The following is a 22019-nucleotide window of genomic DNA, read 5'->3' as shown; positions in this document are numbered from 1 at the left end:
GCATAATAAATGAAATTCAAATGAAGACGCCTTTTTTAAGGTGTCTTTTTTGCTTAGCAAGATTCTACTCGTTACAATAATGTTATAGATGACGGGAGTGATAGAATGAATTTCACAGCACAAGACGTTGACCATATGATTCAGGCACAGCATGAATTCTACTTTACAGGTGCCACTAAATCAGCAGCATTTCGCAAACAACAATTAAGTAAGTTAAAACAAGCCATACAACTTCACGAACAAGAAATCGTACAAGCGCTTTATAAAGATTTACACAAAAGCGAGTTTGAAGCTTATGCGACAGAAGTTGGATTTGTTTTAGATAGTATCGGATACATGTTGAAGCATTTAGAGGAATGGATGAAACCGGAAGCTGTTAAAACGGCTCTCCATTTACAACCCGCAAAAAGCTTCATTATCCGCGAACCCTATGGCACTGCTTTAATTATCGGACCATTCAATTATCCCTTCCAGTTGGTCATGGAACCCCTTATTGGGGCGATTATTGGTGGGAATTGTGCGGTTGTCAAACCTTCTGAATCGGCTGTCAATACGGCTGCCATTATCAAAAAAATTATTGAATCAACATTTCAACCAGAATATATTCGAGTGGTGGAGGGTGAACGTGAAGAGACGTCAATATTGATTCATGCACCGTTCGATAAAATTTTCTTTACTGGAAGTGTTCAAGTCGGGAAAATCGTCATGAAAGCCGCGGCTGAAAGATTGACTCCTGTGACATTGGAACTTGGCGGGAAAAGTCCGGCAATTGTCGATCATACTGCGAATTTAGAAGTTGCTGCGAAGCGTATAGTGTGGGGGAAATTCGTTAATGCTGGACAAACCTGTGTTGCTCCGGATTATTTAATGGTGCATCACAAAGTGAAAGACCAATTCATTAAGCTATTGAAAAAAACGATTAAAGAGTTTTATGGAAATGACGTCCAACAAAGTCCAGATTATGGACGCATTATTAATGCAAGACAATTCGATCGTTTAAGACAGTTGATTAGACATGAGGGAGCCCACATTTCCCTGGGTGGAAATATGGATGAAAGTGATCTATATATTGAACCGACAATTCTCGATGGTGTTTCGTGGAACAGCCCTTCCATGGAAGATGAGATTTTTGGCCCCATTTTACCGATTATGACGTACGATCGATTGGAAAGTGCCATTAGCCAAATTAGAAAATATCCTAAGCCATTGGCTGCTTACTTGTTTTCGGAAAATGAAAGAGCCATTCAGTACTTTTTAGATGAACTGCCTTTTGGAGGAGGGTGCATCAATGATACTGTAACGCATGTAGGAAGTGCTCATTTGCCATTTGGTGGAGTGGGTTCATCCGGTTTGAATGCATATCATGGAAAATATAGTTTTGAAGCATTCACACATGCCAAATCAATTTTGAAAAAAAGCACGAAATTTCCAGTGAATATTGTTTTTCCACCCTATAAGAACAAAGTGAAACTTGTAAAGACACTTCTTAAATAAAGGATTTTTAAATTACACGATCTTCATGATTTATTTGATGTTTCGCTCGTAGCTTCTGATATAGAAACATATAACTAAAAAAAATCAGCGTCATCCATTTAACTGGATGACGCTGATTTTTCTGATTGTGTGTAAGGTAACAATATGGAGACAACCGTACCTTTATTAAGTTGGCTATTGATCAATATCTTACCACCGTGTTCCTGAATGATTTTTTGAGAAATCATCATCCCAAGACCAGTTCCTGTGGTTTTAGTCGTAAAGAAAGGTTCAAATATTTGATTCACAACTTCCTGCGTCATACCTTCACCGTTATCACGTATATGAATCGTCACGAATCCTTGAGTTTCTAAGTCTGTAGAAATTTCAAGCGAACCACCATTGCTCAAGGCTTCTATTGCATTTTTTACGATATTGATAATTACTTGTTTAATTTGATTTTGCTCACCAACAACAATTGCATAACGCGCTTTCCAGGACTCTTTAAGCAATATGCTTCTTAAATTAAGCTCCGGACTGAAGAGAAGAACGACGTCTTGAAGAATCTTTTCTATATGAAATTCTTTTGCCTTCGTTACATGAGGTTTTGCAAGAATCAAAAACTCGCTAATAATCAAGTTGATTCGCTCAAGTTCAGACTCAATTAATTTTGTATACGTCTGATAAGGGTGTTGATCATCCGTATTCATCATTTGAATAAAACCTGAAATCACGGTCATCGGATTACGGATTTCGTGGGCGACACCTGCGGCTATTTCTCCAGCCAGTTTTAACTTTTCAGTCTGGACAATAAGTTTCTCGGCTTCTTTGCGATAAGAGATATCACGCGTGATAACGGACATGGCCACCATATCTCCACTCTTGTCATAAATAGGACTCAACGTCAATTGCGCATCAAAGAAGGTTCCATCTTTTTTCATATCTCTCGTTTCAAACGAGTAAAAACTTTCTCCTTTTAAAACTTTTTCGATTCTTTCGTTCGCTGCAGCAACATTCTCAGGAGGGACAAGCGGAATTCGATTACCGATGCATTCCTCCCGACTCCATCCGTATAGCAATTCAAATGCTGGATTTAGTGCAATGATTCGAGCATCTAAATCGAATACGGCTATTCCATCCTTTGCATTCTCAAAGAACATATGTAAATAGCCTTCTTTTGAATCCAGGGCTCGTTCCAGTGTCGCTTGTTGTTCTTCTACGCGTTCCCATGTGTTCCGCATAAAGAGTGAATGGACAACTGCTGTCAAACTCATTAAAATCAACAATATCAGGAAAACATATAAATCACCGAATTCAATGGTGTTTTGGAAATTTTTAAAGTGCTTTTGAAAAATATAAATGACTTCCAGTCCAGTAATCATTAAAAGAATTAAACTTGAAATGATTGAATGGTATAATGAAGCGATGAATAGTGGATAAACAAATAGTAAAATATGTATGTAATACGGTGTATCTAAATTTAGATAGAGAACATATCCATTCATACCACCTAATATTAGGAACTGCAAGACGTGATTATTTATGTTCATTCTTTGGAATGTATATAATAGAATGCAGTAAAATATAGCGAAAAATGGAATGGAAGTTGTATATTGAAAAGGGATAAACAGACTTGATAATGTATGTAAAAGTAATCCGATTGCAAATAAATTAATAAACAAACGATTACGTTTTGTCAGGATTAATAATTTGTCCATTCTTCACCTCGATAATCAAGAGTTATTCCTATATCATACATGATTTGGCGGTGTGCGAACATGCTGAATTTTGATATGATATTTATCATACAGGGGGTTAATCATGTCTAGCGTGTTTAAAGAGAAAGAAACAATTCAATTGCTACAAAAGCTTGTTGAAATCCCAAGTCCTTCGGGATATACGAAAGAAATCATGAAATTTATGGCTTCATTATTGGACGACATGCAAGTAACTTACCAATTATCAAACAAAGGCGCTTTAATTGCTACGATTGAGGGGAAAGATACTTCTAAACATAGATTGTTAACAGCACATACTGATACCCTCGGTGCGATGGTAAAAGAAATCAAAGGAAGTGGACGACTTAAACTATCGATGATCGGTGGGTTTAATTGGAATGCTGTAGAAGGCGAATACTGTCATATACATACAGCCTCTGGTAAAAGAGTCCGTGGAACGATTCTGATGCATCAAACGACAGTTCATGTATACAAAAATGCAGGCTCTGCTGAACGCAGCGTTGAGAATATCGAAGTTCGGTTAGATGAAAAAGTGACAAATGCTGATGAAACTAGAGCACTGGGTATTGAAGTGGGTGACTTTGTTTCGTTTGATCCTAGATTTGAGCAAACAGATTCGGGCTTTATCAAATCACGTCACTTGGACGATAAAGCTAGTACAGCTTTGTTGTTACAATTGATAGCTTCAATAAAAGAAAATGATTTGAAACTTCCCAATACCACTCATTTCTATATTTCGAACAATGAAGAGATTGGCTATGGTGGTAATTCGAATATTCCAGCAGAAGTTGTGGAATACATTGCTGTCGATATGGGCGCAATAGGCGATGGGCAAACATCCGATGAGTATACGGTTTCTATTTGTGCGAAAGATTCATCAGGACCTTACCATTACGATCTCACGCGTCATTTAGTTGATTTGGCTAAACAGCAAGGCATCGAGTATAAGCTAGATATTTACCCGTATTACGGTTCTGACGCATCTGCTGCAATCCGTGCAGGATTCGACGTGAAGCATGCTTTATTCGGACCAGGGATTGAAGCATCCCATGCATATGAACGAACACATATTGATTCATTGAAACATACTGCAGCACTGCTAGAAGCATATGTGCTCTCTCCAATGGAGACAGAATAGGAGGAAAGCAAATGCAGTCAATTGACTTAATCAGTTGCTTGCCGGTTAAAGAAATTCACGGTTCACTTCCCACTGAAGTGTTTGACATAGCGGTTGATTCACGTAGTGTTCAACCAGAAAGTGTTTTTATTTGCATTAAGGGATATACCGTAGATGGACATGATTACGCCTTGCAAGCAATTGAAAGCGGGGCAAAAATAATTGTATCTGAAAAACAACTGGAATTGGACTACTCACGTGTCGCATGTGTTGTCGTTGACGACACAACACGAGCAGTAGGGTTATTAGCAGCCAAGTTTTATGGCTATCCTTCCAAGGATATGACGATGATCGGTGTAACTGGCACAAATGGTAAAACGAGTGTCAGTGGCATCATCCAGAATATGCTTGAAGGTCTCGCTGTGAAATCCGCCTTGACGGGAACGATTGGTTTTAACTTAAATGGAGTATTGTATGATTCTGCAAATACGACAAGTGATGCGTTAAGCACACAGTTAATGATCAATCGTGCTAAAAGTGAAGGATGTAAGACGATGATTATGGAAGTCTCATCTCACGGATTGGTATTGGGGCGTTTAACTGGCGTCGACTTCGATATCGCCATTTTTACAAACTTGACGCATGATCACTTGGATTTCCATGGAACGATGGAACAGTACGGGCAAGCGAAAGGTCTGCTGTTCTCTCAATTAGGACAGGACTTACAACGCTCAAAACATGCCATAGTGAATGCGGATGATGAATGGTCAAATCGACTTAAAGAAATGACCGGTTATCCCGTCTGGTCATATGCCATTAAGACGGATGCACATTTCAAAGGAAACAATATTCAGCTACAGTCGAATTGTACAACGTTTGAGATGAAGACACCTGAAGGAGTTTTCCCGGTTCGAATGAATTTGATAGGTGAATTCAATGTATATAATGCTTTAGCTGCAACAGCTGCTTTATATACACAGGGATATACGATACCACAAATCATTGAACAGCTTGAAAAAATTTCTCCAGTTAAAGGAAGAATGGAAAAGCTGGATAGTGAGTTGCCAATATCTATCTTTATTGATTATGCACATACACCGGACGCAATCGAAAAAGCGATTTCTTCAGTTCTACCGTATAAGACAAACCGTGTGATCTTTTTAGTCGGAACGGGTGGCAACCGAGATCGTTCAAAACGCCCATCAATGGCAGAGAAGGCTTCGGTAGCAGATTATGTAATATTAACAACAGACGATCCACGCGATGAACCATATGACTCAATCCTTGCTGATTTAGAAAAAGGAATGTTACACAAAAATTATGCTTGTATTGGTGACCGTGAATTGGCCGTTAAGCATGCGATAGAAGTTGCTGAACCGGGTGATATCATCATATTTGCAGGCAAGGGACATGAAGATTATCAAATTATTGGCCGAACTAAGTTTCCACATAGCGATGGAGATATCGCATTGGCGGCCGGTAAATTGAAATTCCAGGATTCTCCTTCTCGTTCTTGATTAGCAGAATAAGAACGTTGACGATTAATTCTGGAAACCGCAACAAAGAACCGATCACATTTGCCGATCGGTTCTTTCGACTTTTTGTTCACTTGTAATTTTTTGAAAAACTCCATATGATGATAGAGGAAAAAAAGAAGGAGAATACTTAATAATGACTAAACAAGTTCAAGACCAAATACAAGCAAGAAGAACTTTCGCGATTATTTCGCATCCCGATGCAGGTAAAACTACAATGACAGAGAAACTGTTATTTTTTGGTGGAGCCATTCGTGATGCAGGTACAGTAAAAGCGAAGAAAACCGGAAAATTTGCTACATCCGACTGGATGGAAATCGAAAAACAACGTGGAATTTCTGTTACTTCATCCGTTATGCAATTCGATTACGACGATTGCCGCATCAATATTTTGGATACGCCTGGTCACCAAGATTTCAGTGAAGACACATACCGTACATTGATGGCTGTAGATAGTGCAGTTATGATTGTCGATGCTGCAAAAGGTATCGAAGCTCAGACCATTAAATTATTTAAAGTTTGTCGCTTGCGCGGGATTCCAATTTTCACGTTCATTAACAAATTGGATCGTCAAGGTAAAGAACCACTAGAGTTAATGGAAGAACTTGAAGAAGTATTGGGAATTGAATCGTATGCGATGAACTGGCCGATTGGTATGGGGAAAGAGTTCTTAGGAATTTATGACCGTTTTAACAATCGTGTTGAACAATTCCGTACAGATGAGAAGGAACGCTTTTTGCCTTTGGATGAAGAAGGTGAATTGGCTGTCGATCATTCGATGAAGCAAACTTCGTATTACAAACAAGCTTTAGAAGATATCATGTTATTGAATGAAGCGGGTAATGACTTTGATCTTGAAAAATTAAAAAACGGAAAAATGACACCAGTATTCTTTGGCAGTGCTCTAACGAATTTCGGTGTGCAGACATTCCTTGAAACTTACTTACAATTCGCTCCAACTCCGCAGCCTCGAAAAACGGATGCAGAAGAAGTGATTAATCCAGTATCTGAAGAATTCTCAGGTTTCATTTTCAAGATTCAAGCCAATATGAATCCTGCTCACCGTGACCGTATTGCCTTTGTGCGTATCGTTTCCGGTAAATTCGAGCGAGGTATGACGGTAACGTTATCACGTACGGGTAAAACGTTTAAACTGACGCAATCGACTCAGTTCTTGGCAGACGATCGTGAAACAGTAGATGTAGCTGTAGCAGGGGATATTATCGGCTTGCACGATACGGGTAGCTATCAAATTGGTGATACCATAGTCGGAGGAAAAAAGACCTTTAATTATGAGAAACTTCCACAGTTCACACCAGAGTTATTTGTTCGTGTTACAGCCAAAAACGTAATGAAATCTAAGCATTTCCATAAAGGGATCATGCAGTTGGTACAAGAAGGCGCAATCCAGTACTACAAAACACTTCATACGGAAGATGTCATTCTTGGAGCAGTTGGTCAGCTTCAATTTGAAGTGTTTGAACACCGCATGAAAAATGAATACAACGTTGAAGTTCGTATGGAATCCATTGGAAACAAAATTGCACGTTGGATTCAAAACGAAAGTGAAGTGAAGGAATCTATGTCTAGTCCAAGAAGCATGCTCGTTCGTGACCGCTACGATCGTTATGTGTTCTTGTTCGAAAACGATTTTGCAATGCGCTGGTTCCAAGATAAAAATGAAAATATCGAGCTATTTAGTTTGTTATAAGTAAGGAACCTGTCATTCGACAGGTTTTTTATTTTGCTCATATGGAGCAAATGGAAGATAGATTTCCCTCGCATAACGGTTACGCTTATACTGCGATTACAACGTGAGAGCCAATTATTCCTACGTGGACGTCGATTTTTCCTACGTGAACGCCAATAATTCCTACGTCAACGTCGATTTTTACAACCAAGAGTCGGCTTAGTCCTCTAAACGGCAATTGACTACGTAAAAAACGCTCTCTAATTAAATTAAGTCTTCTCGAGTGAGGGGGAAATGCTGAAAAAGTGAATTACAATAGAATTATTGTCAATCCTGTGTCGGAATAAAGTTTCGCTATATTCACATTTGAAGTAAGTGAGTGTAACGAATATGATAGAGAGAGAAGTTTTGGCAGGAAAGGAATTCACTAGATGAAAATAAGCGATTTTTCAATAAAGCGTCCCGTTTTTACAACAGTCATCATGTTTTTGGTCATTATATTAGGTATTGTATCGTTCTTGAAAATACCGGTTACGCTAATTCCGGAACTGAATCCTCCGATTGGAGTGGTTGTGACAAGTTATCCTGGGGCGAGCCCTACAGAAGTCAGCGAAAAAGTGACAAAACCACTTGAAACAAGCCTATCAACTTTGCCTGGCATTAAAACGTTGCAGTCCTCTTCTCAGGAAGGTGCCAATTTTATTTTGATGCAATTTGATTGGTCGACCAATATTGATGATGTCCAAAGTGATATTATGCAGCGTATCGATCAAACACCAGTTCCAGACGAATCTCAAAAGCCTCGCTTTTTGAAATTTGACCCCGCACAGTTCCCAATCATTCAGTTATCACTACGTGCTCCTGAAAATGGTGGAGACGTACGTGTCATAGCAGAACAGTTGGAAAAAGAGTTACGACGTACAGATGGAGTAGCGAGTGTCAATGTTTCTGGTGCGTTAGTAGAGGAAGTACAAATATTGCTGGATCAGCAAAAACTTGAAGAAAAAGGTTTGGCGCAATCTGATATTGTGCAATTGATTCAAGCGAATAATGTTTCTTTTCCTGGAGATCCAATTGAAACTCAGGACGGAAAGCAATTAACGACTCGCATAGTCAGTACGTTGACGACTGTAGAAGATATAAAGAATCTCGTTGTGACCGTCAACCCGATGGACGGTAAAAACATAACGGTTGCAGATGTGGCAACGGTTGCGTTAGCAGAACAAGAAACAATAACTGAAACACGTGCAAATGAAGAACCAGCAGTTTTAATGTCTGTTCTGCAAGAATCAGGAGCCAATACAGCAGATGTTTCTACTTCGTTTAAAGAATCTTTAGATGAACTTTTAAAGAAAGAAGAATATAAAGGGGTAGAGGCGGATATTTTATTCGACCAAGGTGACTATGTGAAGTTAGCCATCGGCAACATTGGGTCTTCACTCGCATTTGGTGGGCTTTTCGCCATGCTTGTACTTTTTGTGTTTTTACGTGGAATTAAGAGTCCAATCATCATTGGTATCGCGATTCCTTACTCGGTTATCGTTACATTTGTCTTGATGTATTTTGCTGATTTCGCATTAAACATTATGACGCTTGGTGCACTGGCACTCGGTATTGGGATGTTGGTTGATAATGCCATCGTGGTTATCGAAAATATTGAACGCCATCTAGGGATGGGGAAAGATTCAAAAACTGCTGCCAGCGAAGGTACAAAGGAAGTAGCTGGAGCAATTACTGCTTCAACATTAACAACAGTTGCCGTGTTCGTTCCGGTTATCTTTATTACAGGTTTAATAGGCCAGATTTTCACAGAGTTTGCCTTAACCATTTCTTTCAGCCTTATTGCTTCATTAGTAGTTGCGCTAACAGTTATTCCAATGCTAGCGAGTAAAATGTTGAAAAAACCAAGAGGTGACGCAGAAGCAAAACGTAGACGTTCAAAATCGTACAACAATTTTGAACGCTCGATTAAATGGGCTCTTGCACACCGATTAATCGTTATGATTATTACAACAGTCATGCTTGGAGCTGCAGCCTTTGGATTGTTCCAAGTCGGGACTGAGTTCCTTCCCGCAACTGATGAAGGATTTGTAAGTGTAAGTGTAGAACTGGAAAATGGATCATCAGTTGATGCAACTCAAGCAGTTGTGGATAAGATTGAAAACGAATTGAACAAAGAAAAAGAAGTGGATGTTTATGTAAGTCTCGTTGGAGGGACTCAACAAGGTCAATCACAAGGAACTTCAGAAGCGAACAGAGCAGAAATTTATGTCAAACTCATTCCATTAGATAAACGTGAACGTTCCGTTTTTGATTTTGTGGATGAAGTACAACCAAAAGTATTAAAAAATGTTGGTGATGACGCGGAAGTAAGTTTTAATTTACAAACCGCTGCAGGTTCAACACCAAATTCATTATCTTTTACCGTTACCGATTCGGATAACAAACGTCTGGAGAAGGCAGTCTCTGATATTCAGAATTCTTTAAGTGAATTTGATTCGATTACAGAAATGACAAATGATCTGGAAGAGACAATAGATGAAATTCAAATGACAGTTAAAAAGGATGCAGCAACCGAATTTGGACTGGCTCCTGCACAAATAGCACAAACAGTGAACAGTGTGACAAGGGGGGCGTTTGCTACCCAAATTATTTCTGAAAATGATGATGTTTATGGTGTATACGTAAAATACGACGAGAAATACCGTAGTAGCATTGAACAGTTGAAAAAACTGAAATTGCGAACACCTTCGGGCCAATTTATTGAATTGCAGGAAGTTGCTGAAATTGAAATTGCCGAGGGTCCGGTATCCATTCGTCGAGTAGACCAAGCAAATTCAGTCAGCTTTTCATTGAAATATAATTCTTCTTATTCATTAGGGGAAATGTCTGATCAAGTGGATGAGGCAATTGAAAAATTAAAGTTACCGGAAGAAGTTGAAATCAAGTTCGGTGGAGACCGGGAGTTATTTGAAAGTGCCATCAATGATATGTTGCTAGCAGTTGTACTTGCAATTGTGCTTGTTTATATTGTGATGGCTGCACAGTTTGAATCGTTCAAATATCCTTTTGTCATTATGTTTTCAGTACCACTCATGATTATTGGTGTAGCACTCGGGTTGTTTATCACTCAAACACCTGTCAGTATTACAGCAGTAATTGGGTTATTGGTACTTGTAGGCATAGTCGTTAATAATGGGATTATGCTGGTAGATTTTATTAATCAACGAAAAGAAGAAGGGTACAATTCCTACGATTCAATTGTTTCATCTACACGTGATCGCGTAAGACCTATATTGATGACTGCCTTAACAACAATACTTGGCTTGTTACCACTCGCTATAGGAATTGGTGAGGGTACTGAGATTAATCAACCTATGGGGATTGTCGTAATCGGTGGTCTAATTAGTTCTACCTTGCTGACGTTATATGTCATCCCGGTTATTTATAGTCTTTTTGATCGTCAAACACGTAAAAGTGCAAAAGCACCTAGATCATAAACCAAAAACAACGCCTATTGAAAAATAGACGTTGTTTTTTTGTGATAATTTTCGTACTATTCAATTATTAAGAGTTTCGGAGGAGTATAAATGCAAATTCCATTATTCACTGGATTTCCTGGATTCATCGCACGTCAGATTATGCAAGAGTTGATTGACCAAAATAAAGTAGAGAAGATTTATGCAGTTGTCTTATCATCTCAAATGAAACTAGCAAAAGAGATTTCCCAGGAAATCATGAAATTATCTCCTCACGTAAGCATTCAGTTAGTGGAAGGTGATATCACATATCCAGGATTAGATATTGGCACCGCTGAACTTGAAACTCTTCATCGAGAAGTCGATACAGTATGGCATTTAGCCGCGATATATGACTTAGCGGTGGCCAGAGATGCTGCATGGAAAGTAAATGTTCACGGAACTTATCATGTAAATGATTTTGTGAAAAATTTTCCGCATCTAAAAAGATATATGTACTTTAGTACGGCGTACGTAGCAGGAACCAGAGACGGTCTATTGCGCGAAAGTGAATTAATCCGTCCTAAAGCATTTAAAAATTATTATGAAGAAACAAAATATGAAGCGGAAGTTCTCGTTGAAAAAATGAAAGGTATAGTACCAACTACGATTATTCGTCCGGGGATTGTAAGGGGGCATTCTGTTACGGGGGAAACGATAAAATTCGATGGTCCTTATTTCTTCATCAATATGATTGATAACCTACGAAAACTTCCGTTAATACCGTATATCGGTAAATCGCAATCATTGATAAATGTTGTACCAATCGATTTTATTATAAAAGCAGTAGTGAATTGCAGTGAGAACGATAAAGCTATTGGTAAAACAATTCATTTGACCGATCCAAACCCTCATCCAGTGGAGGAAGTATATCGACATATGGTCTGGAATGTTACGGGGAAATGGCCAAAAGGGCGAATACCTCTTGCACTTGCGAAAGCGGGATTACAATTAAAAGTAGTACGAAAAAAATTGGGTGTGGAAAAAGAGACACTCGACTATTTAACTTGGACGGCACAGTTCGATACGGCTGTAGCAGAAGAAGTATTAAGCGGCAGTGGAATCCAATGTGCTGATTTTATCGAATCATTGCCAAGTATGCTTGCTTTTTATGAGCTTCACAAAAAAGACCAATCATATCATATTCCGATTAAGTAGTGATTGTTTACAACTCTGTTCAATATGGTATAATTATTGTACATGAAAACATAATAGACTTTTGACATTTGTCAAAGGGGAGTAGCTATAGGGAAACCTATTTCATAGTCGTCATTACATGGCATTTGCCATCGGTTATGATAGCCATTACATAATGTGCTTAGCAAGACCTTTGCCTTTAAAAAGGCAGAGGTCTTTTTGTTTTCAAAAACTTATTTAAAGGAGATCATTATGGATATCTTTACTGTTGAATTTTTAGTTGCTCTACTATCAATCATTATGATTGATTTAGTATTAGCAGGAGACAATGCCATTGTTATTGGAATGTCAGCAAAAAACTTACCTGAACAACATAGAAAAAAGGCAATTATTTGGGGTACAGCTGGAGCTGTCGTGGTTCGGGTTCTTGCGACTCTTGCGATTGTATGGATTTTAAAAATTCCTGGCCTACAACTTGTTGGAGGACTAATTCTAATATGGATTGCTTATAAATTATTAATTGAAGACGGAGATGCGGGGGATCATAAAGCCTCGACTACTATGATGTCAGCGATTACTACAATCATTATTGCAGATACTATTATGGGTCTAGATAATGTATTAGCCGTTGCTGGTGCAGCGAACTCTTCTTCAGAACACAGTTTTTTATTGGTTGTCATTGGATTGATTATTAGTATTCCAATTATGGTGTGGGGAAGTACACTCTTCGTGAAGTTGATTGATAAATACCCAATTATTATTTATATCGGTTCTGCTGTTTTGGCATTCACTGCAGCAAGAATGATTACACATGAACCGTTTTTACATGATTTCTTCGAAGCATATCCATACGTAGGTTGGATTATGATTGCATTAGTCACTGTTGGCGTAGTATTGGCAGGTCGATTCAAAAATCGTAAGCTTATTACCTTGGCTGATGAAGTTGATGATGCAAATGATGCAAGAGAAATGAAAGAAGAAAATCACCAAAAATAGGATATGAAGAATTTTATAAAAGCTGTGTAAAATCGAAAAGATTTTACACAGCTTTTTTTGTACCCCCTTAAAAATGGTTTGTCATGTCGAATAGTTTGAAGACATGAAAGTGTAAAAATTATAAGGGGTGGAAAGCATTGAAAAAATTCCAAAAAATTTCTGCAGCTGTTTTAGCAACAGGCTTAGTTGCATCAACTTCTTTGCATGCTTTTGCAAACGATACTGAAAAAGTAGATTCTTCCAATTTTGAAACGGTAAATCTACAAGACGCTTTGAACAATTTGAAAGATCAATCGACTTCAGTTGAAGATTTACAAACCATTTCAACAAATATTCCTTTAGGTTATCTTGCAAATAATATTTTCGCTTTGTCCTTAAATATTGAAAAAATCAATAACCCTACTGCAAAAGCGGCTATCCAGAGAAATATTGAAAAAGCGATTGCTAAATGGGAAGATGAAAACAAGGAAGAGAATCCATCTACAGAAGAACCGACTGCTGAAGAGAAAGCAGCACTAGAAAAAGCTGCACAAGAAAAAGCTGAGGAAGAAGCTAAAGAAGAAGCGAAAAAAGCTGAAGAACTAGCAGCAATTGAAGCTGCAAAAGCTAAAAAAGAAGCGGAAATCGCAGCGGAAAAAGCGGCTTATGAAGCAAAGTTAGCAGAACAACAAGCGGCAAAAGAAGCTAAAAAAGTCGAAAAAGAGGCTAAAAAAGCTGAAAAAGAAGCCAAAAAAGAAGAACGTAAAGCAAAAAAACAACAACGTAAAGATGAACATCATTCTAAAAAAGAAGACCGAAAAGATCGAGTCCATGACAAAAAAGATGGACATAAAAAAGGTAACGGTCATGGAGATAAAAAATAGAATACTGGCCGTAACCACAAGTCTTAAGTAGATGAATTGTTATGAAAATGACATGCAAAACGTCTTTTCATTTTATCCATAACCCGTTACAATCGATAAGACTTAACAATTGTGCGGGAATGGGGTGAGCTTGTGATACTAGCAACGATTCAAGGACTTTTTTCAAAGAGACAATCAAAAAACGATTTGGAATTGCTAGTCCTTCAGGCTAAAGATGGGGATAAGGAAGTTCTACATGAGCTTCTTTCTTCCTACACTCCTTTTATGAAAAAAACAGCTTCATTTGTATGTAAACGTTTTATCAGTGAACAAGATGATGAATACAGCATTGCTATGTCCGCTTTTCACGATGCTATTGAGCATTTCGAACAAGATAAAAATGCATCATTCTTAACATTTGCTCATCTGCTGATTCGGCGTAAACTGATTGACTATATTCGTAAAGAAGCAAGAAGAAAAGAAATTAGTCTAGGTCAAATGACTGACGATGATGAGAATCCATCCAGTTCTTTTTCAATCCTGGAATCTACGAACTCATTTGAACAATTTACAGCGACGCAGCAGGCGGAAGAAAGAAAGCATCAAATCACTGTTTATGAATCCATGCTCAAACCTTATGGATTGAGTTTCCAAGAACTCGTAAAAATCTCACCTTCACATGAAGATTCGCGAAAGACTGCTATACAAATAGCTCAACTTGTTGCGGAAACAGAAGAGTTTTATGAAGTGCTTCAAACTAAAAAGAAACTTCCTATAAAAGAATTGGAAGAGTTAGTCGATGTATCTCGAAAGACACTGGAAAGACAGCGCAAATATATTATAGCGATTGCTATTTTGCTAAAAAGCGATTTGCATTACATTAAAGATTATTTAAAAGGACGGATGTCATGATGAACACGCGAAAAGGGATCGTGTTTGAGAATACATCTTCATATAGCATCTTCTTCACGGCAGATGGAGTATTTGAAAAAGGTATACCACTTAATTCGTCTGTACAATTAGGTGAAGAAGCCTTTTATAAACCCGTTGTGAACAACAACGTGAAAAAATTCACGTTTAATCGTGCATGGACCGCACCGATTGTATCAGTTGTTGCGACAATCATTTTGTTGTTTTCAGTATTGTTGCCGGCACAATCAACAGTATCTGCTTATGTACAAATTGATATCAACCCGAGCGTAGAACTGGGCATTGATAATAAAGGTGCTGTTTACTCATTTAAAGGGCTAAATGAAGATGGGAATGCAATCAAACGAGACATTACTTTTTGGAAAGGTAAGTCTTTAGATTGGGTATTATTACAAATTGTAAATCGAACGGAATCCATTATTGAGGAATCTGAGAAAATTGAGATTACGACCATTTATGAAAATGAAGAAAATCATGAAAATCTGGAAAAAGTGATTATTTCTGCAGTTACGAATTCTACAAGCAAAATTGTTGTAAAACAACAGGCTGTTAATATACAGGAAGCTTCAGTAGAAGATCGAAAAGCTGCAAATAATGAAGGTATATCTGTTCAGAAATATAAAGCTGAACATAATGATAAAAAAGAAGAAAAGCAGCAGAAGATAAAACAAAATGATGAATCTAAATTAAAACCGCAACAAGAGAAAAAGAATTTCCAAAAACCAAACACAAACTCTAAAGAGAAAAATACAAAAAATAATGAACAGAAACCTAATAAACAAAATGAGAAAAAAGAAAAATCTTCGGAAAAAAAATCTAACAATATAATAAAAAAACCGATAAAAACTGAAGTGAAGCATCAAAATCAAAAAAAGCAACAGAGTGAAATGAAAGCTAAAGAAAAACAAAAAACTCAATCAAAGCCAAATAATCAATCATCAGATATGAATCCCAATGCTAATAAAAAAAAACAACAAAATGAATTGAAAAGTGACGAAAAACAAAAAACTCAATCTAAACCAAATGATCAATCTTCAGATAAGAATTCCAAGGCTAATCAAAAAAATAATAAAAAACACAACGGGAATCAAACAAACGAAAATCAAAAAAACAATGATAGTAAAAAAGATCATAGTAAGCATAATAAAGAACCGTATAAAAAGAAACGTTAGTAGAAGTGCTTCTCGTAATGAGAAGCACTTTTTTGTAGAGAATATCGACTATTCCTTTCTTTTTCACAAAATGTTTTTTAGAATAGATAGATGACCTAATTGTGTCTGTTGAAAGGACTTGACCGTTTTATGAATCCAATTATTAGTCGCATACGGAATTTAACTCCCGCCCAGGCGATTGTCTCCTACTATTTCCTAGCAATCGGTATATCAGTAGGGTTACTAAACTTACCTGGCGTACATCAAGATGGAGTCGAAGTGAAATTTATTGATAGTATGTTTACAGCCGTCAGTGCTGTAAGTGTGACAGGGCTCAGTGTATTAAATGTTTCAGAAACCTACTCCACTTTTGGGATATTCATGTTAATGGTGATACTTCAACTTGGTGGCATTGGAATCATGTCCCTCGGCACATTCGTGTGGTTACTGGTTGGGAAGAAGATTGGCTTGCGTGAGCGTCAATTAATCATGATGGATCATAACCAGCATTCATTATCCGGGGTAGTCAATCTTATTATTGAAATCATCAAGATTTTATTGCTAATCGAGTTATTAGGTGCACTTATCCTTACATTCTATTTCACTCAATTTTATGAAACATTTTCACAAGCGTTCATACACGGCTTGTTTGCCTCTGTATCAGCGACAACAAACGGTGGCTTTGATATAACTGGTCAATCCATGATTCCATACCATAATGATTACTTTGTACAGATTATCAATATGATATTAATTATTTTAGGGGCTATTGGATTCCCAGTTTTAATCGAAATCAAAGCCTTTTTGTCAGGCAAAAATAAAAATTTCCGTTTTTCACTTTTCACTAAAATTACCACCGCTACATTTGGTCTTTTGCTGTTAGTTGGAACTGTGGTCATTCTTGCACTTGAAATGTTCAAATCATTTCGCGACATGTCTTGGCATGAAGCCTTATTTGCTGCAATGTTCCATTCAGTTTCCTCTCGTTCTGGTGGCCTTGTTACGATGGATATCACTGAGTTTGCACAGGGGACCAATATATTCATTAGTGCATTGATGTTCATAGGGGCTTCTCCAAGTTCAGTCGGTGGAGGAATTCGTACGACCACGTTTGCCATTGCAATTTTGTTTCTCATTAACTTTGCGCGTGGAAAAAACGAAATTCAAATTTTTAACCGAGAGATTCAACTGATTGATGTGTTCCGTTCCTATGCTGTAATTATTTTAGCGATTTTCATGGTGCTGTTTGCAACGATTGCATTATCCATATCCGAACCAACATTACCGATTACAGCCATCGTTTTTGAAATTACCTCCGCATTCGGTACTTGCGGAATGTCTTTAGGCATTACGGATGAGTTATCGACGTTTGGTAAAATATTGATTATGGTTCTGATGTTTGTAGGACGAGTGGGATTAATTTCGTTCCTATTTACAATCGGTGGGCGTACCACCAAAACAAAGTTCCATTATCCGAAAGAACGTGTAATTATAGGGTGATAAAAAAAGAGCAGGTCCTGAAAAATCAGGATACCTGCTCTTTTGCTATAAATGAAAATTGTGGGGCTTGTCCAGATTTAAAGAACGTCAGTAAGTAACCATCCTTCGACACCACTTGCTCTTGTTCAAGTTGATGCAAATCTAGAGAGAAAGGAACTAGTAGTGTTTGTTTATACACTTCACGTTCATGTAAGTTAAGTCCGGCGAAAGTGGATCCTGCCAGCTGTGGATTTTTTATGATTTTTCGGTAAATAGCTGACTGAGCTTCTTTTTGCATCTCTTTTTCCCACCAAGGTTTACGTGGTTGGAATTGATGATGTGCTAAGTAGTCAATTTTCATCAAACTTCTGACAACGTCCATATTTGCACGTCCGTCTTGCATTAAGAATTCTTCTAGACGTTTAAATAAATCTTCAAGCTGGTGACCAATTCTTGACCAGCCTTTTTCCTCCCAATAACTCCCGAAGTCCTGGAAGAAATCAAATGGTGTATCAAAAGTTTCGGTTACGAGATAAGCTACAGTTCGATCAAGTCGATGAGCATTCCAATACTTTTCAAGAACATCTTCCGCTTGTTTGATTCTCAACATATCATCGAAAGTAAGAACATTATTTGCAAAAATCTCGTACGGAGCCTGATCGACGTAGACATAGCCATATTGTTCAGCTTGTACACGTAACCCAGTCCCGCGTAATAGTTTCAAGAAGCCTAATTGCAATTCTTCCGGACCCATCGCAAATACATCATTAAACGTTTGTTTAAAAGAAGCATAGTCTTCTTCAGGTAATCCAGCGATTAAATCTAAATGCTGCGCAATTTTACCGCCTTCTTTTACCATTGTTACTGTTCGAGTTAATTTGGCAAAGTTTTGTTTTCTTTTTACCAATTCATTTGTTAATTCATTCGTGGATTGTACACCGATTTCAAAACGGAATAATCCAGCAGGTGCATTATCATTTAAGAACTGAATGACTTCAGGTCTCATGATATCTGCTGTAATTTCGAATTGAAAAACAACACCAGGTCGATGTTCGTCAATCAAAAATTGAAACATTTCCATCGCGTAGCTCCGGCTGATATTAAAGGTGCGGTCAACGAATTTAATAATTTTCGCATTATGATCCATTAAATAACGAATATCTTCTTTTACTTTTTCACGATTGAAATAGCGTACACCGACTTCTATGGAAGATAAACAGAATTGACATGAGAAAGGACAGCCTCTGCTTGTTTCGATGTAAGTAATTCGTTTAGATAAGTGTGGGATGTCTTCTTCAAAACGAAAAGGAGATGGCATCTCACGTAAATCAATTTTAGGACCCTGTGGATGAATCATAAACTTGCCATCCTGCATGTAACAAATTCCAGGTACTTCTTGCAAGGAGACATTCCCTTCGACATAATGAAGCAGTTGTTTGAATGATACTTCACCTTCACCCATAACAATAAAATCGATTTCTTCCATACGTCTCAACCAATAATTTGAGTCGTAAGATACTTCTGGTCCACCGAGTACAATAATAGTTTCTGGACTCACTCTTTTTAAAAGACGTACTACTTTTAATGTCTCTTCGATATTCCAGATGTAACAGCTGAAACCGACCACTTTTGGTTTCTTCAAATAAATGTCTGAAACAATATTAAAAGATGGATCTTTGATTGTATATTCAGCAATTGTCGGATTAAACTCAGGTTGGGCACTTACTTTCAGGCACCGTAGAGCCAGGTTAGTATGAATATATTTAGCATTTAGCGTAGCTAAGACGATGTTCATTAAGCATTCTCCTTTTTTACACCATCCTATTTTACCAAGGAATACTGTTTCAAACAATAAAGCTTTCATCCCCATTAGATGTTATATATCGCATGAAACAATCTGAATTTAAAGTAATTTTGCGTTTCGACCTTTGCAGAATATCTTGAAACTTCAAGGCATATTATGTTTGAAAAGAATGAGAGAGGTCGGTGAAAGGTATTGTTTATCGATAAAATGACTGAGATGTTCGATTTTTTATATAAAGATGAGAAAAATCCAGTAATCCTTTTTGAAAATGGCAAAGGGATCATCAAGATGAATAATAAAGCACAAGAATTCTTTTCCAACCATCATCCTGAAGAGATTGCTAATCAAATGGACAAGACCTCTTCCGAAAAATGGCGGGCATTTTTAAAGAATGCAACTCTCTATAACCATTCAAAGAGTCAAATTTATTTAGATAATCTTGAAAACCGGAAAATGCATTACGAACTTGAAGGATGTTACAATCAATTATCCGACCAATATATTATTCGATTCAGGCAAACCCTTGAAAAATTCGTAAACCATCATCATTGTGCTGAATCAATCAATTACAAAGCGCTCTTTAAAAACGCTCCAGATGGAATGATCTTGACAAATTTTGAGGGAATCATTGTCGATGCCAATCTGAAAGTAGAGACCCTTTTTGAAGTATCGCTTGATGAAGTAATAGGCAGAAATTCGAAAATTATTTTCGAACGGATTCCGCATTCATATACAGAATCCAAAAAGTTTTTAGAAACACTTTTTTTAAGAGGAAATGCGAAAATGGTTCTATCAAAAATAGATGCGAATGGTGAACCAAAAAATTATCATTTTACGTCAGTGTTCGATGAGAATCTGGAAATGTATATCACACTTATTCGTGATGACACTGAAAATTTTGCATTAAAAAGACAGATTGAACATTTTAAATCGTTATCCACTCTCGGTCAAATGGCAGCCAGTATCGCTCATGAAGTAAGAAATCCACTGACCTCCTTAAAAGGCTTTATTCAATTACTCACAAATCAAGTCACAGAACAAGGTCATCAATATCTTGAGATTGTTAATAGTGAACTCACTCGTATGGAATCCATCCTCAATGAGTTTTTAGTATTATCTAAGCCGACTACACGGTCTTTCAATATGATTTCAGTATCCTCCATCATTACGGAAATCGTTCATTTTATGCAACCACAGGGAGTTTTACAAAATATTGAACTCGAATTCATCACATGGGAAAAAGATGCTGATCTTATTTGGGGTGATGCTTACGAACTGAAGAAAGTATTCATGAACATTTTAAAGAATTGTATGGAAGTGATGCCTCATGGGGGGAAAGTGATACTAACTCAAACTCTGCGTGACGATAACCAGGTATGGATTTCGGTAAAAGATCAAGGGGTGGGCATGACACCTGAGCAGCTTCATCAGATCTTTTTACCTTTCTATACATCAAAGGAACACGGTACCGGATTAGGGCTAGCACATGCAATGCAAACAATCAAAAATCATGGAGGGAGTATAGAAGTGGAAAGTGAGAGAAGCAAGGGTACTACTTTTCATATTATCCTTCCAATTTATCAATCGGCACAACGTAAGGAGAAAACCAGCCATGATCAAAGACATACAAAGTCCTTTAGGGAAGTTATATCTTCAAATTGATGACGGAAAATTAACAGCTATTCACTTTCATGAACAGAGTGTTTCCGAAGAGACAAGCAACAGTCAGAATGAAATGGTGTTTGAAAATGCCAAGCAGCAATTAAACGAATATTTCAGCGGACAGAGAATACATTTTGATTTGCCACTGAATCCAAGCGGAACTATTTTTCAGCAGAGTGTTTGGAATCAGTTGAAAGGGATTGAATATGGACAGACCATCAGTTATCAAGAACTAGCAAATCGAATCGGAAATGCAAAAGCTTGTCAGGCAGTCGGACAAGCGAATAGAAAAAATCCATTACCCATAGTCGTTCCATGCCATCGTGTCATCGGTAAAGATCACTCATTGAAAGGGTACGCAGGATCTCTTACACCCTTAAAGAAAATTCTGATTGATCTTGAACGGCAACATACTGAATCCAAAGCATTTTGACAAAGTTCTTCTATTCCCTATATACTAGTTTTAATTAGAGATATAGGAATACAGGTGATTGAGATGAAATCCGAAGAACTGACACAATCGTTAAAATTATTCATAGTGCTTTCAAGGGCATATAAGTCATTGCATGAATGTACAATTCAATTTTTTCAAGCGAATGGATTAAACCCTACTGAATTTGCAGTATTGGAGCTATTGTTCCATAAAGGACGTCAACCATTACAGAAAATAGGGAATAAGATTTTACTTGCTAGTGGATCGATTACATATGTTATCGATAAGTTGGAAAAAAGAGGTTATATTCACCGTGTATCATGCCCATCTGACCGAAGAGTGACTTTTGCTGAAATTACACCCGAGGGTGAGGCTTTTATGGCTCAATTGTTCCCTGAACATGAGAAACAGTTGCATGAAATGATGGGTGCCTTGAATATTGAAGAAAAAGAACAAGCGATTGCTTTATTGAAAAAACTAGGTTTATCAATTAAAGATTTGTCCTATTAAAAA

General features: G+C 37.5%; 16 protein-coding genes and 1 riboswitch. Of the genes, 14 read left to right on the top strand and 2 right to left on the bottom strand.

Going from position 1 to position 22019, the window contains the following annotated elements:
- The first annotated feature begins 105 nt into the window (after positions 1-105).
- Positions 106-1494 carry an aldehyde dehydrogenase gene (locus M9R32_RS04910; protein WP_269925620.1) on the top strand — a complete coding sequence of 463 codons (1389 nt, stop codon included), beginning with the start codon at positions 106-108 and terminating at the stop codon, positions 1492-1494.
- 98 nt (positions 1495-1592) lie between these two features.
- Here the strand turns inward: M9R32_RS04910 and M9R32_RS04905 are convergent, their stop codons facing one another.
- Positions 1593-3191, bottom strand: a complete 1599-nt coding sequence (locus M9R32_RS04905) for an ATP-binding protein (RefSeq protein ID WP_269925619.1) — start codon at positions 3189-3191, stop codon at positions 1593-1595.
- Between the two features lie 103 nt (positions 3192-3294).
- Between M9R32_RS04905 and M9R32_RS04900 the strand changes: the two genes are divergently transcribed.
- The 10 genes from M9R32_RS04900 to M9R32_RS04855 all read left to right on the top strand — a co-directional run bounded on the left by M9R32_RS04900 (position 3295) and on the right by M9R32_RS04855 (position 17628).
- Positions 3295-4350, top strand: coding sequence for a M42 family metallopeptidase (locus tag M9R32_RS04900; protein ID WP_269925618.1), 1056 nt, complete (start codon positions 3295-3297; stop codon positions 4348-4350).
- Between the two features lie 11 nt (positions 4351-4361).
- Positions 4362-5846: a UDP-N-acetylmuramoyl-L-alanyl-D-glutamate--2,6-diaminopimelate ligase gene (locus M9R32_RS04895; protein ID WP_269925617.1), complete on the top strand. Its 1485-nt coding sequence runs from the start codon at positions 4362-4364 to the stop codon at positions 5844-5846.
- 154 nt (positions 5847-6000) lie between these two features.
- A complete protein-coding gene (locus M9R32_RS04890) occupies positions 6001-7575 on the top strand; it encodes a peptide chain release factor 3 (protein WP_269925616.1) in 1575 nt (524 codons plus the stop codon).
- A gap of 410 nt (positions 7576-7985) precedes the next feature.
- The gene (locus M9R32_RS04885) at positions 7986-11054 is read left to right on the top strand and encodes an efflux RND transporter permease subunit (RefSeq protein WP_269925615.1); all 3069 of its coding nucleotides are present in this window, start codon (positions 7986-7988) and stop codon (positions 11052-11054) included.
- A 90-nt stretch (positions 11055-11144) separates the two neighbouring features.
- Entirely contained in the window at positions 11145-12230 is a 1086-nt protein-coding gene (locus tag M9R32_RS04880; protein ID WP_269925614.1) for an SDR family oxidoreductase, read from the top strand.
- 64 nt (positions 12231-12294) lie between these two features.
- Positions 12295-12447, top strand: a riboswitch (yybP-ykoY riboswitch).
- A gap of 14 nt (positions 12448-12461) precedes the next feature.
- A complete protein-coding gene (locus M9R32_RS04875; RefSeq protein WP_269925613.1) occupies positions 12462-13205 on the top strand; it encodes a TerC family protein in 744 nt (247 codons plus the stop codon).
- A 137-nt stretch (positions 13206-13342) separates the two neighbouring features.
- Positions 13343-14068, top strand: a complete 726-nt coding sequence (locus M9R32_RS04870; protein WP_269925612.1) for a hypothetical protein — start codon at positions 13343-13345, stop codon at positions 14066-14068.
- A gap of 132 nt (positions 14069-14200) precedes the next feature.
- The gene (sigI, locus tag M9R32_RS04865) at positions 14201-14959 is read left to right on the top strand and encodes an RNA polymerase sigma-I factor (RefSeq protein WP_269925611.1); all 759 of its coding nucleotides are present in this window, start codon (positions 14201-14203) and stop codon (positions 14957-14959) included.
- On the top strand, positions 14956-16149 hold the full coding sequence (locus M9R32_RS04860) for an anti-sigma-I factor RsgI family protein (protein ID WP_269925610.1): 1194 nt from the start codon (positions 14956-14958) through the stop codon (positions 16147-16149). The genes sigI and M9R32_RS04860 overlap by 4 nt, the downstream gene beginning before the upstream one ends.
- Before the next feature lie 129 nt (positions 16150-16278).
- Positions 16279-17628, top strand: coding sequence for a TrkH family potassium uptake protein (locus M9R32_RS04855; RefSeq protein ID WP_269925609.1), 1350 nt, complete (start codon positions 16279-16281; stop codon positions 17626-17628).
- 25 nt (positions 17629-17653) lie between these two features.
- Here the strand turns inward: M9R32_RS04855 and M9R32_RS04850 are convergent, their stop codons facing one another.
- The gene (locus tag M9R32_RS04850; RefSeq protein WP_269925608.1) at positions 17654-19402 is read right to left on the bottom strand and encodes a B12-binding domain-containing radical SAM protein; all 1749 of its coding nucleotides are present in this window, start codon (positions 19400-19402) and stop codon (positions 17654-17656) included.
- A gap of 201 nt (positions 19403-19603) precedes the next feature.
- Here M9R32_RS04850 and M9R32_RS04845 point away from each other — a divergent pair, with 201 nt between their 5' ends.
- From M9R32_RS04845 to M9R32_RS04835, 3 genes are all read left to right on the top strand, one after another.
- The gene (locus tag M9R32_RS04845; RefSeq protein ID WP_269925607.1) at positions 19604-21073 is read left to right on the top strand and encodes a PAS domain-containing sensor histidine kinase; all 1470 of its coding nucleotides are present in this window, start codon (positions 19604-19606) and stop codon (positions 21071-21073) included.
- Entirely contained in the window at positions 21024-21506 is a 483-nt protein-coding gene (locus M9R32_RS04840; protein ID WP_269925606.1) for a methylated-DNA--[protein]-cysteine S-methyltransferase, read from the top strand. The genes M9R32_RS04845 and M9R32_RS04840 overlap by 50 nt, the downstream gene beginning before the upstream one ends.
- 63 nt (positions 21507-21569) lie before the next feature.
- Positions 21570-22016 (top strand): MarR family winged helix-turn-helix transcriptional regulator, encoded by a 447-nt coding sequence (locus M9R32_RS04835; RefSeq protein ID WP_269925605.1) that lies wholly within the window; start codon positions 21570-21572, stop codon positions 22014-22016.
- Positions 22017-22019 lie beyond the last annotated feature (3 nt).

Origin of the sequence: Paenisporosarcina quisquiliarum (genome assembly GCF_027563315.1) — a bacterium.
Lineage (GTDB): Bacteria > Bacillota > Bacilli > Bacillales_A > Planococcaceae > Paenisporosarcina > Paenisporosarcina quisquiliarum.
Note: the sequence above shows the minus strand (reverse complement) of the source record. Positions and strands in the feature narration are given on the sequence as shown.